Genomic DNA, 14,958 nt, shown 5'->3' with positions numbered 1-14,958 from the left:
GGGCGACGCCGTCCTCGCGGGCCTGGGCGGCGACGGCGGCGGAGACCGCCGGGACCACCCGCTCGTCGAAGGGACTGGGAATCACGTAGTCGGCACTGAGGTCGTCACCGACCAGCTCGGCCAGCGCCTTGGCGGCGGCCAGCTTCATGTTCTCGGTGATGTCGGTGGCCTGGACGTCGAAGGCGCCACGGAAGACACCCGGAAAGGCCAGCACGTTGTTGATCTGGTTCGGGAAGTCGCTGCGCCCGGTGGCGACGACGCTCGCGTACCTGCGGGCGACGTCCGGGTGCACCTCCGGGTTGGGGTTGGCCATAGCGAAGATGACGGCGTTCTCGGCCATCGTGGCCACGACCGACTCGGGGACCTCACCGGCGGACAGGCCGACGAAGACGTCGGCGCCCCTGAGCGCGCTCTCGATGGAGCCCTGGAGCCCGGCCCTGTTGCTGATCTCGGCCAGCTCCTGCTTGACCGGCGTCAGGCCCTCGCGGCCCTGGTGGATGATGCCCTTGGAGTCGGCCACGGCGATGTCACCGATCCCGCCGTCGATGAGCATCTTGGTGACGGCGACCCCGGCGGCGCCCGCGCCGGAGACGACCACGCGCAGGTCGGCCAGGGTGCGGCCGGTGAGGCGGGCGGCGTTGTGCATCGCCGCGACGGTCACGATGGCCGTGCCGTGCTGGTCGTCGTGGAAGACCGGGATGTCCAGGCGCTCACGCAGCTTGGCCTCGATCTCGAAGCAGCGCGGCGCGGAGATGTCCTCCAGGTTGACGCCGCCGAAGGACGGCGACATGCGCACGACGGTCTCGACGATCTCGTCGGCGTCGGTGCAGTTGAGCGCGATCGGCACGGAGTCGACGTCCGCGAACTGCTTGAACAGCAGCGACTTGCCCTCCATGACCGGCAGGGAGGCCTCCGGGCCGATGTTGCCCAGGCCGAGCACCGCGGTGCCGTCGGTGACGACGGCGACCAGGTTGCTCTTCCAGGTGTAGGTCTCGACCAGCTCGGCGTTCTCGGCGATGGCGTCGCAGACACGGGCGACACCGGGGGTGTAGGCGAGGGACAGGCCCTCCTGGTCGCTCACGTCCACGGAGGAGGTCACGTGCAGCTTTCCGCCACGGTGCATGGCGAAGGCCGGGTCCTCGTCCAGCGGGGACGTGTTCTGGGTACGCGAAGAAAAGGTGGTCACTACTCAAACCCCTCGGTCTGCTGTACGTCCGCGTCGGCCATGACGTGGACGGTGGGCCACGGAGCGCGCGCGAAGACGTCAGGGTGCCAGGGGGCCCTCGTCGGCACCGGTCGGCCATGACCGGGTGTGCGCCGGGAGGGATGGTCTTCGCCGGACTCTTATACGAGTACTGCGCGTCCGCATCTCACGGGGATGACCCGTTACGCAATTCTCTCACAACGGTGACCGGAGGAAAATCGCGGGTCGACAGAATGGAACGTCACCGACGTGTCGCCCACGGCGCCGCATCCATCCCATATCACCACTGGTCGGTCCCGCGAGGGCGCGGACCCACCCCTCGACCAGGCACTCCGTGCTCCCCGAAGGAGACCCACCATGGCCCTGCGCAAGCCCCTGTCCGAGCCCCGGACCTACCTCACCGCCCTCGCAACGGCCGGCGTCCTGGCCCTGGCGGCTTGCGGCAACGGCGAGGGGGCCTCCGAGGACGCGGACGCCCCCCAGGCCCCCGACGTGGCCGTCGACGAGGAGCTGGCCGCGCTGCTGCCCGACGCGGTGGCCGAGGCCGGTTCCGTCACCATCGGCGTCGAGGCCTCCTACCCGCCCGGCGAGTACCTGGACGAGGACGGCGAGACCGTGCTCGGCTTCAACGTCGACCTCATCGAGGCGGCGCTGAGCAAGCTCGGCCTGGAGGCCAACTGGGAGCCCACCACCTTCGACTCGATCATCATCGGCGTCGACACCGGCACCTACGACCTCGGCGCCTCCTCCTTCACCGTCACGGAGGAGCGCATGGAGGCGGTGAACATGGTCAGCTACTTCTCCTCCGGCACCCAGTGGTTCGCCCCGGCGGGCAACCCCGACGGCGTCGACCCGGACAACGCGTGCGGCCTGCGCATCGCCGTGCAGACGGGCACCACCCACGACACCGACATCGAGGCCCGCAGCGAGGCCTGTGTCGAGGCGGGCGAGGAGGCCATCACCATCGAGAAGTTCCAGACCCAGCCCCAGGCCACCGAGACCATCGTCTCCGGCCTGAACGACGCCTCCCTGGCCGACCTGCCGACCGCCCTCTACGCGCTCCAGCAGACCGGCGAGCAGCTGGAGTTCATCGGTGAGCAGTACGACGCGGCGCCCTACGGCGTCGTCGTCAACCAGGAGCAGGAGGAGCTCTCCGAGGCCGTCGCCGCGGCCTTCAACTCCATCATCGAGGACGGCTCCTACGAGGAGGTCCTCGCGGAGTGGGGCATCGAGGGCGGAGCCCTCGAAGAGGCCGAGGTCAACCCGGCCGTCTAGGGTCCCGCGCACGTCCGTACACCAAGCGAAAGTCTGACTGTGACCTCACCGAGCGAACCGGTGGGCGGCCCGGGGTCGAAGGAACCGACCCCGGGCCGTTCGGCCGCACCGATCACCGCCGTCCCCGTCCGGTACCCCGAACGGTGGGTGGCCGCCGGGATCATCCTGGTCCTCGCCGCGATGTTCGTGCACATGCTGTTCACGAACCCCGCGTTCAACTGGCCGTTCATGTTCGACAACATGTTCTCCGACCCCGTGCTGCGGGGCGTGTGGGTCACCCTGAGCGCGACCGTGCTGTCGATGGTCATCGGTGTCCTCCTCGGCGTCATCCTCGCGGTGATGCGCCTGTCCGGTAACCCCGTGCTGGTCACGGTCTCCTGGCTGTACACGTGGTTCTTCCGCGGAGTGCCCCGGCTCGTGCTGGCGGTCCTCTTCGGCAACATCGCCATCCTGTACTCGACCATCCACATCGGGCTGCCGTTCGACAACTACTGGATGCCGTGGCTGGGTCTGGAGGGCGACGCCCGCTTCTTCGAGATCGACGCCCGCACCCTCCTGACCGGCTACACGGCGGGCCTCCTCGCCCTCTCGCTGTCCGAGGGCGCCTACATGGCCGAGATCATCCGCGCGGGCCTCCAGTCCGTGGACAAGGGCCAGACCGAGGCGGCGCAGGCGCTCGGCATGAGCCGGAGCCGGATCATGCGGCGGATCACCCTGCCGCAGGCGATGCGGGTGGTCATCCCGCCGACCGGCAACGAGACCATCGCCATGCTCAAGGACACGGCGCTGCTCGCCTACGTACCGGTGACCATCGAGCTCTTCTACCAGCTCCAGGCCATCGGCACCCGGAGCTACCAGATCTTCCCGATGCTGGTGGCCGCGTGCCTGTGGTACCTGGCCATCACCAGCGTCCTGATGGTGGGCCAGTACTTCATCGAACGCAGGTTCAACCGGAGCGGGCGCGGGGTCCGGCAGAGCATCGTGGGAGGGGCGCACTGATGGCCGACCAGACCAAGGACCACGGCGTCGTGGAGACCGCCGAGGGCACCGAACTGCCCGCGGACGCCCTCGTCGTGGCCGAGAACGTCCACAAGAGTTTCGGGCGCCTGGAGGTGCTCAAGGGCATCGACCTCCAGGTCAAGCGCGGCGAGGTCATGTGCGTGGTCGGCCCCTCGGGGTCGGGCAAGTCCACGTTCCTGCGCTGCGTCAACCACCTGGAGAAGCTGACCGCGGGGCGCCTGTGGGTCAACGGCGAGCTCATGGGCTACCGGCAGAAGCGCGGGCGCCTGTACGAGCTGCGCGACACCGAGATCGCCGCGCAGCGCAGCGACATCGGGATGGTCTTCCAGCGTTTCAACCTGTTCCCGCACCTGACGGTGCTGGGCAACATCATCGAGGCCCCGGTGCAGGTCAAGAAGGTGCCCCGGGCCGAGGCCACCGAACGCGCCCGGGAGCTGCTGGAGCGGGTCGGCCTGCCGGACAAGGCGGACGCCTACCCCGAACAGCTCTCCGGCGGCCAGCAGCAGCGCGTGGCGATCGCCCGCGCCCTGGCCATGGAGCCGTCGCTGATGCTGTTCGACGAGCCCACCAGCGCGCTGGACCCGGAGCTGGTGGGTGAGGTCCTGGACGTCATGCGCGACCTCGCCCGGGGCGGCATGACCATGGTCGTGGTCACCCACGAGATGGGTTTCGCCCGCGAGGTCGGGGACTCCCTGGTCTTCATGGACGACGGCGTCGTCGTGGAGTCCGGCACCCCCGCCGACGTCCTGACCAACCCCCAGCACGAGCGCACCCAGGCCTTCCTCTCCAAGGTCCTGTGACCGACGCTCTCCGCGCCCCGTGACCCGGACACCGGGGTCACGGGGCGCCGTCGTGTCCCGGTTCACGGGGACGTGCTCCCGATGCCCTTGACCCCGGGGGCTCCCGCCCCCAGAGTCGTCACGTGACATCCACCTGCCCGGGGAGAGGCATGGACGCGCGTACGGAGAAGGTTCGCGAGCTGTGGGAGAAGAGGGCGGGAGGTTACGACACCGGATCACGGCTGGAACCGTCGAGTATCCGCCGCACGCGTCGGCTGCTGTGCGGCGGCGCGCGGGGGCGCACCCTCGAAGTGGCCGTGGGCACCGGGATCAACCTGGAGTACTACCCGCCGCAGGTCATGCTCACGGGGGTGGACCTGAGCCCCGCCATGCTCGCGCGGGCCGGGGAGAGGGCCGAGGAACAGGGCCGCCTGGTGCACCTGGTGGAGGGCGACGCCCAGCGGCTCGCCTTCGCGGACCAGTCGTTCGACACCGTCCTGTGCGCGCTCGCGCTCTGCACGATCCCCGACCAGGGGCGCGCCCTGGCGGAGATGCACCGTGTCCTGGTCCCCGGCGGGCGTCTGCTGCTGGTCGACCACATCGAGTACACGCGGTTCCCGTTCCGGCTGCGTGAACGCCTGCGCAAGCACCCGCGCAGGCTGCCCCGCGCCGTCGCGGAGGAGGTCGGGTTCGAGGTGGGACACCACGACCGGCTGATGATGGGCATGGTGGAACGGGTGGTCGCGCACCGGCCCCGCTGAGGTCGTCGGCGCCCCGCCGACGCGGCGCGTACCCTGGGAACGCCCCCCAGGGATGTGTTGACGGTCCGTCGCCCGGACGGCGACGCGCTGACCGCACTGGCTTCCGCGAGGGGCCCGGGCGGACCATTCGTCTCGTGTTCGCCCTCCGAGGGCTGGACACGATCCCTTCTCCCTGCGTCAGTGGCAGGGTGAAACGAGATACATTGCTCTCAAGCGGCAACCTCGCCCCCCGAAGGAGGGACGTGACCGAAGAAACCGCTGTGCCCACGGCCGACGCCACCGGTGTACGCGACGCTGTCACCGTCAACATGCCCGCCGACAGCGCTTATCTGTCTGTCCTGCGCACGGCGACGGCAGGGCTGGCCGCCCGACTCGACTTCACCCTCGACGAGATCGAGGACCTGAGGATCGGGGTTGACGAGGCCTGCGCGATGCTCCTCTCCCAGGCGCTTCCCGGCACAGAACTGACCACGGAATTCGAACTCACCCCCGACGGGATGCGCATCTCGGTCTCGGTGATGACGGCGGACGGACGCCTGCCCGCACGTGACACCTTCGCCTGGACCGTGCTCTCCGCTCTCGCCGGGGATGTCGACGCGGGCGTCGGTCCGGACGACCGCGTCTACATCGTCCTGTACAAACGCCGTGGCGCCCTGGAGCCGGCGTGAGCGAAAGGGGGCCCGCTCTGACAGCGAAGACCGAGCACGCGGTGCCCGACCGGGCGCGCGCGAGAGAGTTGTTCGAGCGCCTTAACGACCTCGACGCGGACGCGCCCGAGCGCAGGGCGATCCGCGACGAACTGGTCGAGCTCCACCTGCCCTTGGTGGAGTACCTGGCCCGCAGGTTCCGTAACAGGGGCGAGTGGCTGGACGACCTCACGCAGGTGGCCACGATCGGGCTGATCAAGTCCATCGACCGGTTCGATCTGGAGCGCGGGGTGGAGTTCTCCACGTACGCGACCCCCACGATCGTCGGTGAGATCAAGCGCCACTTCCGGGACAAGGGCTGGGCGGTGCGGGTACCGCGCCGTCTCCAGGAGCTGAAGCTCTCGCTGACCAAGGCGGTCAGCGACCTGTCGCAGCGCGAGGGGCGCTCCCCCACCGTCGCGGAACTGGCCGCGCACCTCCAGATGACCGAGGAGGAGGTGCTGGAGGGCCTGGAGTCCGCCAACGCCTACTCGACGGTGTCGTTGGACGCCCCCGACAGCGGGGACGAGGACGCCCCGGCGGTGGCCGACTCCCTGGGGATCGTCGACGAGTCCCTGGAGGGCGTGGAGTACCGGGAGTCACTGAAGCCGCTCCTGGAGCAGCTGCCGCCCCGGGAGAAGCGCATCCTGCTGCTGCGCTTCTTCGGGAACATGACGCAGTCGCAGATCGCCCAGGAGCTCGGGATCTCCCAGATGCACGTGTCGCGTCTGCTCGCGCGCACCCTGGCCCAACTGCGTCAGGCGCTCACCACGGACGACTGACCGGTGCGCGGCCGACGGCCGCGGTGACCGTTACCGGCGCCCCTCGGTGTCGGAGAACAGCACCGCGGTCGTCGGCGGCGCCAGGACGGCGGCCGCCGCGGCCACCGCCACGGCGAGCATGACGGCGCAGATCACGTACTGCTCCCCCGTGTACATGTAGTACGCCACCACGGCCATGAAGATCTGGGTGACGACCACCGGGGTGCGGGCCCAGTCGCGCAGGTTCCAGAGCCCGTACGCGACGAAGACGAGCAGCGCGCCGACCCCGACACCGATCACGGTGAGCGGGAGTGCCGAGGAGACCGGATCGGTGGCCCGCCCGGCGATCGCGGTGTACAGGCTGTAGATTCCGGCGACCGCCGAGACCAGCCCGATCAGGGCCTCCAGCACGGCGGCGATGACGATGGTGAAGGGACGCGAAGACACCCGACGAGCCTATACGCGCTCCCGGTGTCCCCCTCTCCGGCCCGCCCCTCGGGTGCCCTCCCGACGCCCGGCCAGCCCCACACCGCGTGACGCGCGCTCCTCTGGCTCCCGTCCGCTCCCCCTCACACGCACCGCACGCCCGGGGCGTGTTCCCGTGGATGCTTCCACCTGCGGGGGGAGCCGCCATCAACGCGAGCGCGGGATGATCCAAGGAACACGCCCTAGACTGGGCGGGTGCGAGCCCTATTCATCGTGAACCCCCAGGCGACCACGACCACCTCCCGCTCCCGCGAGGTGATCCTGGCCGCCCTGGCCTCCGAGCTGGACGTCACCCCCGTCGAGACCGCCTACCGCGACCACGCGCGCGAGCTGGCGCGGGGCGCCGCCGCCGACGGGTACGAACTCGTGTTGAGCCTGGGCGGTGACGGCACCGTCAACGAGGTCGTCAACGGGCTCCTCACCACCCCGGAGGGCCTGCCCCGCCCCCGGTACGCCGTCATCCCGGGCGGAAGCGCGAACGTCTTCATCCGCTCCCTGGGGGTCCCCGGCGACCCGGTCGAGGCGACCGGCGCGGTCCTGGAGGCGATCCGGGCCGGACGTGAGCGCGAGATCGGGCTGGGCCGGATCACCGGCGACCAGGACGACCGTTACTTCACTTTCTGCGCGGGTTTCGGCTGGGACGCCGATGTGGTGCAGCAGGTGGAGCAGGAACGCGGCAACGGCCGCAAGGCCACTCCGGCGCTGTACGCGGAGACGGCGGTAAAGCTGTTCTTCCGAGGGGATATCCGCGATCCGTCACTGAGCGTGTCCAACGACGGAAGGTCCCTGGAGGACGTCTATTTCGCGCTGGTCACCAACACGACTCCCTGGACGTACGCGGGAGCGCTGCCACTTCAGCCCACCCCGGCCTCACGATTCGAGCTGGGCCTGGACGCATTCGCGCTGACCCAGTCCTCGCACGCGCTGACTGGCTGGGTTCTTTCCCAAATGTTCTTCCCGAAGGGCCTTCCCGCACGTGGGGACGGCTACGTGACCTGGCACGACCAGGCCTCGCTGCGCATCTCGTCGTCCCATCCCCGGGCCTTCCAAATCGACGGTGAATACCTGGGGGAGCGTGAAGAGGTCAACTTCCACTCGGTACCGAAGGCATTACGAATCTTCTGTTAATAACGTCGAAAGCCGCCATTCCCAGCGACTGTGACGCACCCGACACGCCGAACAGGACCTTTGGCCTCGGGGACTCTTGCGTGCCTCCGGCGTTCCTGTCACGCTCAAGTTATCGCCGCGAGTTACGGGCGAGTTAATTTGGGCGCTTCCCACGTGGCCGTGGGGTGAAACCTCACTTACCTCGGCCTTGACGACCCTCCGGTGGACCCCCTCCGCCGGGCGCCCTTGCACATTCCGATCGTGAAAAGCTTCACAAATGATCGCCTCACTGTGAGGAGTGACCGCATGGACTGGCGCCATGACGCAGCCTGCCGTGACGAAGACCCCGAACTCTTCTTCCCCATCGGCGACCACGGCCCCGCACTGATCCAGATCGAGGAGGCCAAGGCGGTCTGTCAGCGCTGCCCGGTCAGCTCCGCGTGTCTGAAGTGGGCGCTGGAGAGCGGCCAGGACGGCGGCGTCTGGGGAGGCACCTCGGAAGAGGAACGACGCCGTATCAAGCGCCGCGGCACCGCGCTGCGCCCCATGGTCCGCAGCTGACCAACCGCCCCGGCTGAACGACGACCCCCGCGGGCGCGGCGGGGAGTCACATCCCCGGCGCGGGAGGCCGGGCCGGAAGCGACGCCCCCGCCCCTCGCCCCCTCAGGGAACCTCGCGCTCCTCGTGCTCCAGGGGCAGGCTGATCGCCACCTCGGTCCCGCCAGCGTCCTTCGGCTTGATCGCCAGGGTCCCCCCGAGCTCGCCCACGATCAGGGTCCGCACGATCTGCAGACCCAGGCTCGTGGTGCCCTCCAGGTCGAAGTCCTCCGGCAGACCGCCACCGTCGTCGGAGACGGCCAACTCCAGGCTGCTCGGCCCCGGGTGGGCCGGGCCGGTGTCGAACCGGCGCACCCGCACCTCGATCAGCCCCGGGCCCTGCCCCAGGCCGTGCTCCACCGCGTTCTGCACCAGTTCCGCCAGCACCATCGACAGCGGCGTGGCCACCAGCGCGTTCAACAGCCCGAAGTGGCCGTCGCGCCTGGGCACCACCGCCTGCCCCGTCGAGGACACCTCCGCCGCCATCTGCATCACCCGGTCGGCGATGTCGTCGAAGTCGACCACCTCGTCCGGGGTGTGCGAGAGCATCTCGTGCACGATCGCGATCGACCCCACCCGGCCGACCGCCTCGTCCAGGGCCGCCCGCGCCTCGGGGATGTCCAGGCGCCGCGACTGGAGCCGCAGCAGAGCCGCCACCGTCTGGAGGTTGTTCTTCACCCGGTGGTGGATCTCCCGGATGGTGGCGTCCTTGGTCATCAGCTCGCGCTCGCGCCGCCGCAGCTCGGTGACGTCGCGGACCATCACCAGCGCGCCGATCCGCACCCCGTCGATCACCAGCGGTATGGCCCTCAGCTGCACGGTGACCCCGCGCGCCTCGACCTCGGCCTCCTGCGGAGCGCGCCCGCTCGCCGTGTAGGTGAGGTTCTCGTCGCGGGCCTCCCCCTGGGCGGCCAGCTCCAGCGTGGTGCGGTCCAGGCGGGCACCCACGAGGTCGGCGGTCAGGCCCAGCCGACGGTAGGCCGAGAGCGCGTTGGGGCTGGCGTAGACCACCTCGCCGTTCTGGTCCAGGCGCAGCAGGCCGTCGCCCACCCTCGGCGAGCGGACCATGAGCGGTCCCTGGTCGCTGAACGGGAAGGCGCCCTCCGCGATCATCTGGGCGAGGTCGCCCGCGCTCTGGAGGTAGGTGAGCTCCAGGCGGCTGGGCGTGCGCGCCGAGCTGAGGTTGGTGCTGCGCTGGATGACCGCGATGAGGTTGCCCTCGCGGCGGACCGGGATGGTCTCCTCGCGCACCGGGACCCCGCCGGACCAGTCCGGGTCGCCGTCGCGGCAGATCCGGCCCTCGCTCCAGGCGCGGTCGATCAGGGCGCGGCGTCCGACCACCCGGGGCGCCGTCCGGGACGTGACATCGGTCATGTCGTCCCGGAGCACCGCCTCCACCAGGTCGTCCTGGAAGGCGGTCGGGCCGGTGGTGGGTCGCATCTGCGCGATGGCGATCCATCCGTCGTCCTCCCGCAGGCGCACCCACAGCACGAGGTCCGCGAAGGAGAGGTCGGCCAGGAGCTGCCAGTCGGAGACCAGCGAGTGGATCCACTCCAGGTCCGCCTGCTTGAGTGACGTGTGGCGGCGAATGAGGTCGCTGAGGTGAGGCACTCACAAATCATCCCATGAAGCCGTGCATACTCAAGGGACACGCACTCGACCAGTGGTCCACACCAATCGACGGCCGGAAGGCGGCCGCACCGACCACGTCCTGGCGGGGCGCGGAACGCGGCGGAGGAGACTGATGACTGGTCAGCACACACTGGACGGCAACCCCAGAGTGCCCAAGTACTACCAGGTCAAGAAGCAGCTGCTGGAGCTGATCGAGGCCATGCCGGCGGGGAACCCGGTCCCGCCCGAGCGCGCCCTGGCCACCCAGTTCGGCACCTCGCGCACCACGGTGCGCCAGGCCCTGACCGAGATGGTCGTCGAGGGTCGGCTGCTCCGCATCCAGGGCAAGGGCACGTTCGTGGCCAAGCCCAAGGTCGCCCAGATCCTCCAGCTGACCAGCTACACCCAGGAGATGCGGGCGCACGGCCTGCACCCGGCCACCCGCATCCTGGACGTGAGCTACATCAACGCGGACGACCAGCTCGCTGAGCTCCTCGCCATCCGTTCCGGCGGTCGCGTGCTGCGGATCGAACGGCTCCGGCTGGCCAACGGTGAGCCCATGGCCGTCGAGACGGCCCACCTGGCCGCGCGACGCTTTCCCGGGCTCCGGAGGCAGCTGGACCGCTACGCGTCGCTCTACGAGGCTCTCGCGAGCGCCTACGACGTCTCCCTCGCGGAGGCGGAGGCCTCCATCGAGACCGTGCTCGCGACCCCCAACGAGGCCCGCCTGCTCGGCGTGGACGTGGGCCTGCCCCTGGTCCTGCACTGCCAGCACAGCTTCGACGGCGACGGGCACCCGGTGGAGTGGGTGCGATCGCTCTACCGTGGCGACCGCTACAAGTTCGTCACGCGCCTGCGTCCGCCCCGGGACTGAGACCCCGCCCCCGCCCACCGCGACCGTCCCCCGGCCACCGGGCGCGCCCCCGAGCGGCGACCCCTCGGTGCGGTCTCCCGCCGTGGAGTGGCGCCCCCACGATGCCCCCGCCCCCGTCCAGCGAGCTGTCTCCCGCACTTGGAGAGGGACGCCGTGGGCCACCGCGTCCTCACGCCGGAGGCCGTCGCGGACCCGGCCGAACGGGTCACCGCCGAACGCGGTCACGGGGACGCCCGGATCGTGTCGGCGGCGTTCCGCCCACGCGGTACCCGACGCCGCACGGGAGCGGGTGCCGGGCGACAACCGGAACCACGGGGGCTCGCGAGCACCGCGGTCTCTCGGTCAGCCGCGGGCGAGCACGCAGGCGAGGGCGTCGACCACCCGGGGGTCGTACTCGCTGCCGGTGTCCATGCGCAGGCGCTCCACGACGGCGGCCCGGCGCTCGGCGTCACCGTTCTCCCCGACCAGGTCGTCGAAGGCGTTGGCGACCTTGATCACGCGGCTGCCCAGCGGGGGCACGCCCTCGTCGCCGTCACCGGCCAGCGGCTCGCACTGGCGGCGGACCATCTCCGCCACGTTGTCCAGCACCCCGGTCTCCCGGATGATGGCCGAACCCAGTTCCGCGATCCGGCGCTGCTCCCTCGGCGAGGAGAGCACGGTGGCGCCGCCCGCGATGGGCTCGCGCAGGGAGAGCTGGCCGATGTCGTGCATCAGCGCCGCGTACTCCAGTTCCAGCAGCTCCGCCTCGGCCAGTCCCAGTTCGCAGGCGATGCCGTGGGAGAGCTGGCTGACCCGCCGCGAGTGGCCGTTCTCCACGTAGCCGCCCACCTCGGTGACCCGGGACAGCGCCCGCACCGTCTCCAGGTAGGTGCGGCGCACCTCGGCGTGCCTGCGGAAGGCCACCTGTGAGACCAGCAGCGGAGCGAGGAAGACCAGCAGCCCGACCAGACCCGTGACCGTGCAGGCCAGGGCGATCAGCACGCCGCTGGAGGCGATCGCGCCCCCGGTGGCCACCTGTGCGCGGGCCTCGTCGCGCGTGGCCACGACCAGTCGGGTGCGCAGCCGTTCGGCGCGCAGCACGGCGGAGACCGCGACGTCCAGCGCCCACGCCAGGGCGACCAGGACCGTCATCAGCAGGGCGACCACGACCGAGGGCCCCGTCAGGGACAGGGCCTCCACCAGGGGCCGGAAGGCGACGGCGAGCAGCAGTGCGGTGAGCACCCTGCGCGCGACGTCCTCCAGCCGGGGGCCGTGGCCCACCGCCACGTGGGGGAGTTCGCCCAGGGCCACCCCCAGGGCGACCACCGCCACGACCTGCCAGGCCGTGTGGTGGATCGGCTCACCGCCCAGACTGAGCAGGAACGCGTACGCGATCGCCCCGGCCAGGGCGATCGGCGCGGACTCCCGGTGCCCGGGCAGGGTGATCCTGGCCAGTTCGCCACCGGCGATGACCAGGCAGAAGGCCAGCGCCACGTAAGGCTGGTGGAACCCGGTCGCGGCGGTCCACACCAGGGCGGCCAGGGAGGCGGCGCCCACCCCGCCCACGAGCAGGGCCCGGAAGGGTCTCGCGGTACGCCAGACCGGCCCCCAGGAACGCTCGTGGCCCAGTGCCCCGCCCTCGGGGCCGCCGGGGTGCGGTCCGGGAGGAGTCCCGTCCGACTGCCTCTGCGTCATCACCGCTCCTGGCCCCCCGTCACCGCGGCCGCCGACGTGGACTCGGCCACCGTCGTGGTTCCGCTCCGCTGCGGGGCGGACGCCACCGTCGCGTCCGTCTCACCGGACTCCGGAGTCCCGGACGCGCCGTAGCAACCGCCCGGCGGCTCCGCGATGTCCGGCGTCTCCCATCCCTCGCGGGTGACGGCCCGGACGAGTGCCTCCACCATCCGGGGGTCGAACTGACTGCCCGCGCAGCGCCGGAGCTCCGTGATGGCGTCCTCCACGGACCACGCCTTGCGGTAGGAACGCGTGGAGGTGAGGCAGTCGAAGACGTCGGCCACGCTGATGATCCGGGCGGACTCGGGGATCTCCATCCCCACCAGCCCCATCGGGTAGCCGCGCCCGTCCAGGCGCTCGTGGTGGTGCCGGATGCCCGCGAGGGCCTCGTCCAGGAAGCTGATCTCGCGGACGATCTCGTACCCGCGCGTGGGGTGCAGCTTGATCGCGGCGTACTCGTCGTCCGTGAGCTTGCCGTTCTTCTGGAGCACCTTGGTGGGCACCCCGAGCTTGCCGATGTCGTGCAGCATCCCCGCGTACCGGATCTTCTGCACGCGCTCGGCGGGCATGCCCAGCTCGGCGGCGATCATCGCGGAGCCCTCGGCCACCCGCATGCAGTGGCCCCGGGTGTAGTAGTCCTTCGTCTCCACGGCCTGGCACAGGGTGGCCAGGGTGGCCTCGTGCGCGCGCGCCTCGGCGGTCTGCTGGCCGAACACCCACCGCGCGATGAACAGCGGAAGCAGGACAAGGAGCGGGGCGATGATCCCCACCGCGCCCCAGATGGCCGCGATCGCCAGGCCCAGCATCTGGTAACCCACGGAGGCGACCTCCAGGGCGGCCAGCGGGCGCCAGCGCATCGGCCCCGCACCGGCGGGCCGGGTGACGCCCAGGCACCACATGAGCGCGCCGATGAGCAACGAGTTGAGCAGCGTGTGCGTCAGGACCGCGGCGACGTACGGCAGGACGATGCCGGGGAAGTCGGACTGCCCCGGCACCCCCACCGTGCCTCCGAGCAGGAGGTAGACCTGTCCGGCCACGTAGGCCGCCAGCGCGAACTGGGCTCCGTTGAAGGCTCGCTTCACCAGGCCCTGTCTGCGGACCGCGAGGCAGGAGGCGAATCCGACCACGGCCGCCCCGGCCGGGCCCACCAGCACGACGGCGGCCAGGGCCACGGCCGAGCTCGGTGAGATTCCGGCTTCCTTGACGTCGACGACGACGACGTGTGTGCTTATCGACTCCGCGACGACGAAGAGGACCGCGATGAGTACCAGGGTCCCCAGGTCGATCCCCGCGTAGGGACCGACGAGCATGATGGCGACAGCACTGACAACGATGATCCCGACGTAGACACGCGCGCCCCAAGGAAGAGCCCGCACCCCCGTTCACCCCCCACCGACGACGACCGGACTGTCATGGTTTCACCGGTTCTGTTCTACCACCAAGCCCATCCGGTAAAAGTGGAAGCCACAAAAACGGCGGACATCATCGAACCGAACATGGTGACGAGCATCGTCGACCCCCTTCTCCCCGTGGCGCCTGCCCCCTCATCCACCGGGCACGCCGCGCAAATGACCTTATTCGTTGGATAAGGCCTCCAGTTTAACGGGCCACGACACCATCCTGATTACCCCCAACCCGAACCGAGGGCAGAGACGAAGCCAGAGAGGACGTGAAGTTCCGGAGCGTGGAATTACTAATTCAATTAGTCATTCCAGATGGTTACACAGAGTGACAATAGGTCACAGGTGCGACGCCGGGGACCATCGGCGCCCCGGGCGATCCTGGACGCGGGGTCGGCCAACCTCATCAGGCATGACTACCCATCGTGAGCGATCGAAACGGTCTCTCACAAGTTCAAGGAAATTCATTCCGACTCGGTCACGACCGAAAACCGATTCCAGGCATCGGGCGTGTCGAACCCCTCAGGAACCGCCAACTCGGCACCCCTGTGACCAAAACCCCCCGAGTTCAGGGGGATGCGGCGAACTCTTTCTACAAAATCACACAAATAGCCCAGAACGCATCAGAACACAACAAGCATCCCTGGATACACAAAAAGTGGCGAAAGCTGGAATTCCAGCTTT

The 14,958-nt window shown here is 69.9% G+C and carries 15 protein-coding genes; 10 read left to right on the top strand and 5 right to left on the bottom strand.

What is annotated here, in order from left to right; genetic code table 11:
* On the bottom strand, positions 1 to 1,186 hold a 1,186-nt coding region (locus ACRWK8_RS26390; RefSeq protein WP_431873177.1), incomplete at its 3' end, for an NAD(P)-dependent malic enzyme.
* Between the two features lie 375 nt (positions 1,187 to 1,561).
* Between ACRWK8_RS26390 and ACRWK8_RS26385 the strand changes: the two genes are divergently transcribed.
* The 6 genes from ACRWK8_RS26385 (at position 1,562) to ACRWK8_RS26360 (ending at position 6,507) form a co-directional block, all read left to right on the top strand.
* Complete coding sequence (locus ACRWK8_RS26385; protein WP_431873176.1) at positions 1,562 to 2,479, top strand: ABC transporter substrate-binding protein; 918 nt, start codon at positions 1,562 to 1,564, stop codon at positions 2,477 to 2,479.
* A 39-nt stretch (positions 2,480 to 2,518) separates the two neighbouring features.
* A complete protein-coding gene (locus ACRWK8_RS26380; protein WP_378743209.1) occupies positions 2,519 to 3,478 on the top strand; it encodes an amino acid ABC transporter permease in 960 nt (319 codons plus the stop codon).
* The gene (locus ACRWK8_RS26375) at positions 3,478 to 4,299 is read left to right on the top strand and encodes an amino acid ABC transporter ATP-binding protein (RefSeq protein ID WP_378743211.1); all 822 of its coding nucleotides are present in this window, start codon (positions 3,478 to 3,480) and stop codon (positions 4,297 to 4,299) included. Before ACRWK8_RS26380 ends, ACRWK8_RS26375 begins: the two co-directional genes overlap by 1 nt.
* A gap of 149 nt (positions 4,300 to 4,448) precedes the next feature.
* Positions 4,449 to 5,039: a class I SAM-dependent methyltransferase gene (locus ACRWK8_RS26370; RefSeq protein WP_378743213.1), complete on the top strand. Its 591-nt coding sequence runs from the start codon at positions 4,449 to 4,451 to the stop codon at positions 5,037 to 5,039.
* A gap of 242 nt (positions 5,040 to 5,281) precedes the next feature.
* The gene (locus ACRWK8_RS26365; RefSeq protein ID WP_026128903.1) at positions 5,282 to 5,707 is read left to right on the top strand and encodes an ATP-binding protein; all 426 of its coding nucleotides are present in this window, start codon (positions 5,282 to 5,284) and stop codon (positions 5,705 to 5,707) included.
* 41 nt (positions 5,708 to 5,748) lie between these two features.
* Positions 5,749 to 6,507: an RNA polymerase sigma factor SigF gene (locus ACRWK8_RS26360; protein WP_199776574.1), complete on the top strand. Its 759-nt coding sequence runs from the start codon at positions 5,749 to 5,751 to the stop codon at positions 6,505 to 6,507.
* 30 nt (positions 6,508 to 6,537) lie between these two features.
* On the opposite strand, the gene ACRWK8_RS26355 is transcribed toward ACRWK8_RS26360, so the two are convergent.
* Complete coding sequence (locus ACRWK8_RS26355; RefSeq protein ID WP_378743215.1) at positions 6,538 to 6,933, bottom strand: hypothetical protein; 396 nt, start codon at positions 6,931 to 6,933, stop codon at positions 6,538 to 6,540.
* A 234-nt stretch (positions 6,934 to 7,167) separates the two neighbouring features.
* Here ACRWK8_RS26355 and ACRWK8_RS26350 point away from each other — a divergent pair, with 234 nt between their 5' ends.
* Entirely contained in the window at positions 7,168 to 8,100 is a 933-nt protein-coding gene (locus ACRWK8_RS26350; protein ID WP_378743217.1) for a diacylglycerol/lipid kinase family protein, read from the top strand.
* Positions 8,101 to 8,385: 285 nt separating this feature from the next.
* Positions 8,386 to 8,640: a WhiB family transcriptional regulator gene (locus tag ACRWK8_RS26345; protein ID WP_378743219.1), complete on the top strand. Its 255-nt coding sequence runs from the start codon at positions 8,386 to 8,388 to the stop codon at positions 8,638 to 8,640.
* 102 nt (positions 8,641 to 8,742) lie between these two features.
* Here the strand turns inward: ACRWK8_RS26345 and ACRWK8_RS26340 are convergent, their stop codons facing one another.
* The gene (locus tag ACRWK8_RS26340; RefSeq protein ID WP_378743221.1) at positions 8,743 to 10,287 is read right to left on the bottom strand and encodes a sensor histidine kinase; all 1,545 of its coding nucleotides are present in this window, start codon (positions 10,285 to 10,287) and stop codon (positions 8,743 to 8,745) included.
* A 133-nt stretch (positions 10,288 to 10,420) separates the two neighbouring features.
* On the opposite strand from ACRWK8_RS26340, the gene ACRWK8_RS26335 reads away from it, so the two are divergent.
* Complete coding sequence (locus ACRWK8_RS26335) at positions 10,421 to 11,161, top strand: GntR family transcriptional regulator (RefSeq protein ID WP_378743223.1); 741 nt, start codon at positions 10,421 to 10,423, stop codon at positions 11,159 to 11,161.
* Between the two features lie 342 nt (positions 11,162 to 11,503).
* Here the strand turns inward: ACRWK8_RS26335 and ACRWK8_RS26330 are convergent, their stop codons facing one another.
* A complete protein-coding gene (locus ACRWK8_RS26330; protein ID WP_378743225.1) occupies positions 11,504 to 12,835 on the bottom strand; it encodes an HD-GYP domain-containing protein in 1,332 nt (443 codons plus the stop codon).
* Positions 12,835 to 14,184 carry an HD-GYP domain-containing protein gene (locus tag ACRWK8_RS26325; RefSeq protein ID WP_378743293.1) on the bottom strand — a complete coding sequence of 450 codons (1,350 nt, stop codon included), beginning with the start codon at positions 14,182 to 14,184 and terminating at the stop codon, positions 12,835 to 12,837. Before ACRWK8_RS26325 ends, ACRWK8_RS26330 begins: the two co-directional genes overlap by 1 nt.
* Before the next feature lie 515 nt (positions 14,185 to 14,699).
* On the opposite strand from ACRWK8_RS26325, the gene ACRWK8_RS26320 reads away from it, so the two are divergent.
* Positions 14,700 to 14,958 (top strand): hypothetical protein (locus ACRWK8_RS26320; RefSeq protein WP_431873175.1); only part of this gene is annotated, 259 nt, incomplete at its 3' end.

The organism is Nocardiopsis eucommiae (assembly GCF_965344335.1).
Lineage (GTDB): Bacteria > Actinomycetota > Actinomycetes > Streptosporangiales > Streptosporangiaceae > Nocardiopsis > Nocardiopsis eucommiae.
This window is presented reverse-complemented; position numbering and strand designations above follow the sequence as displayed.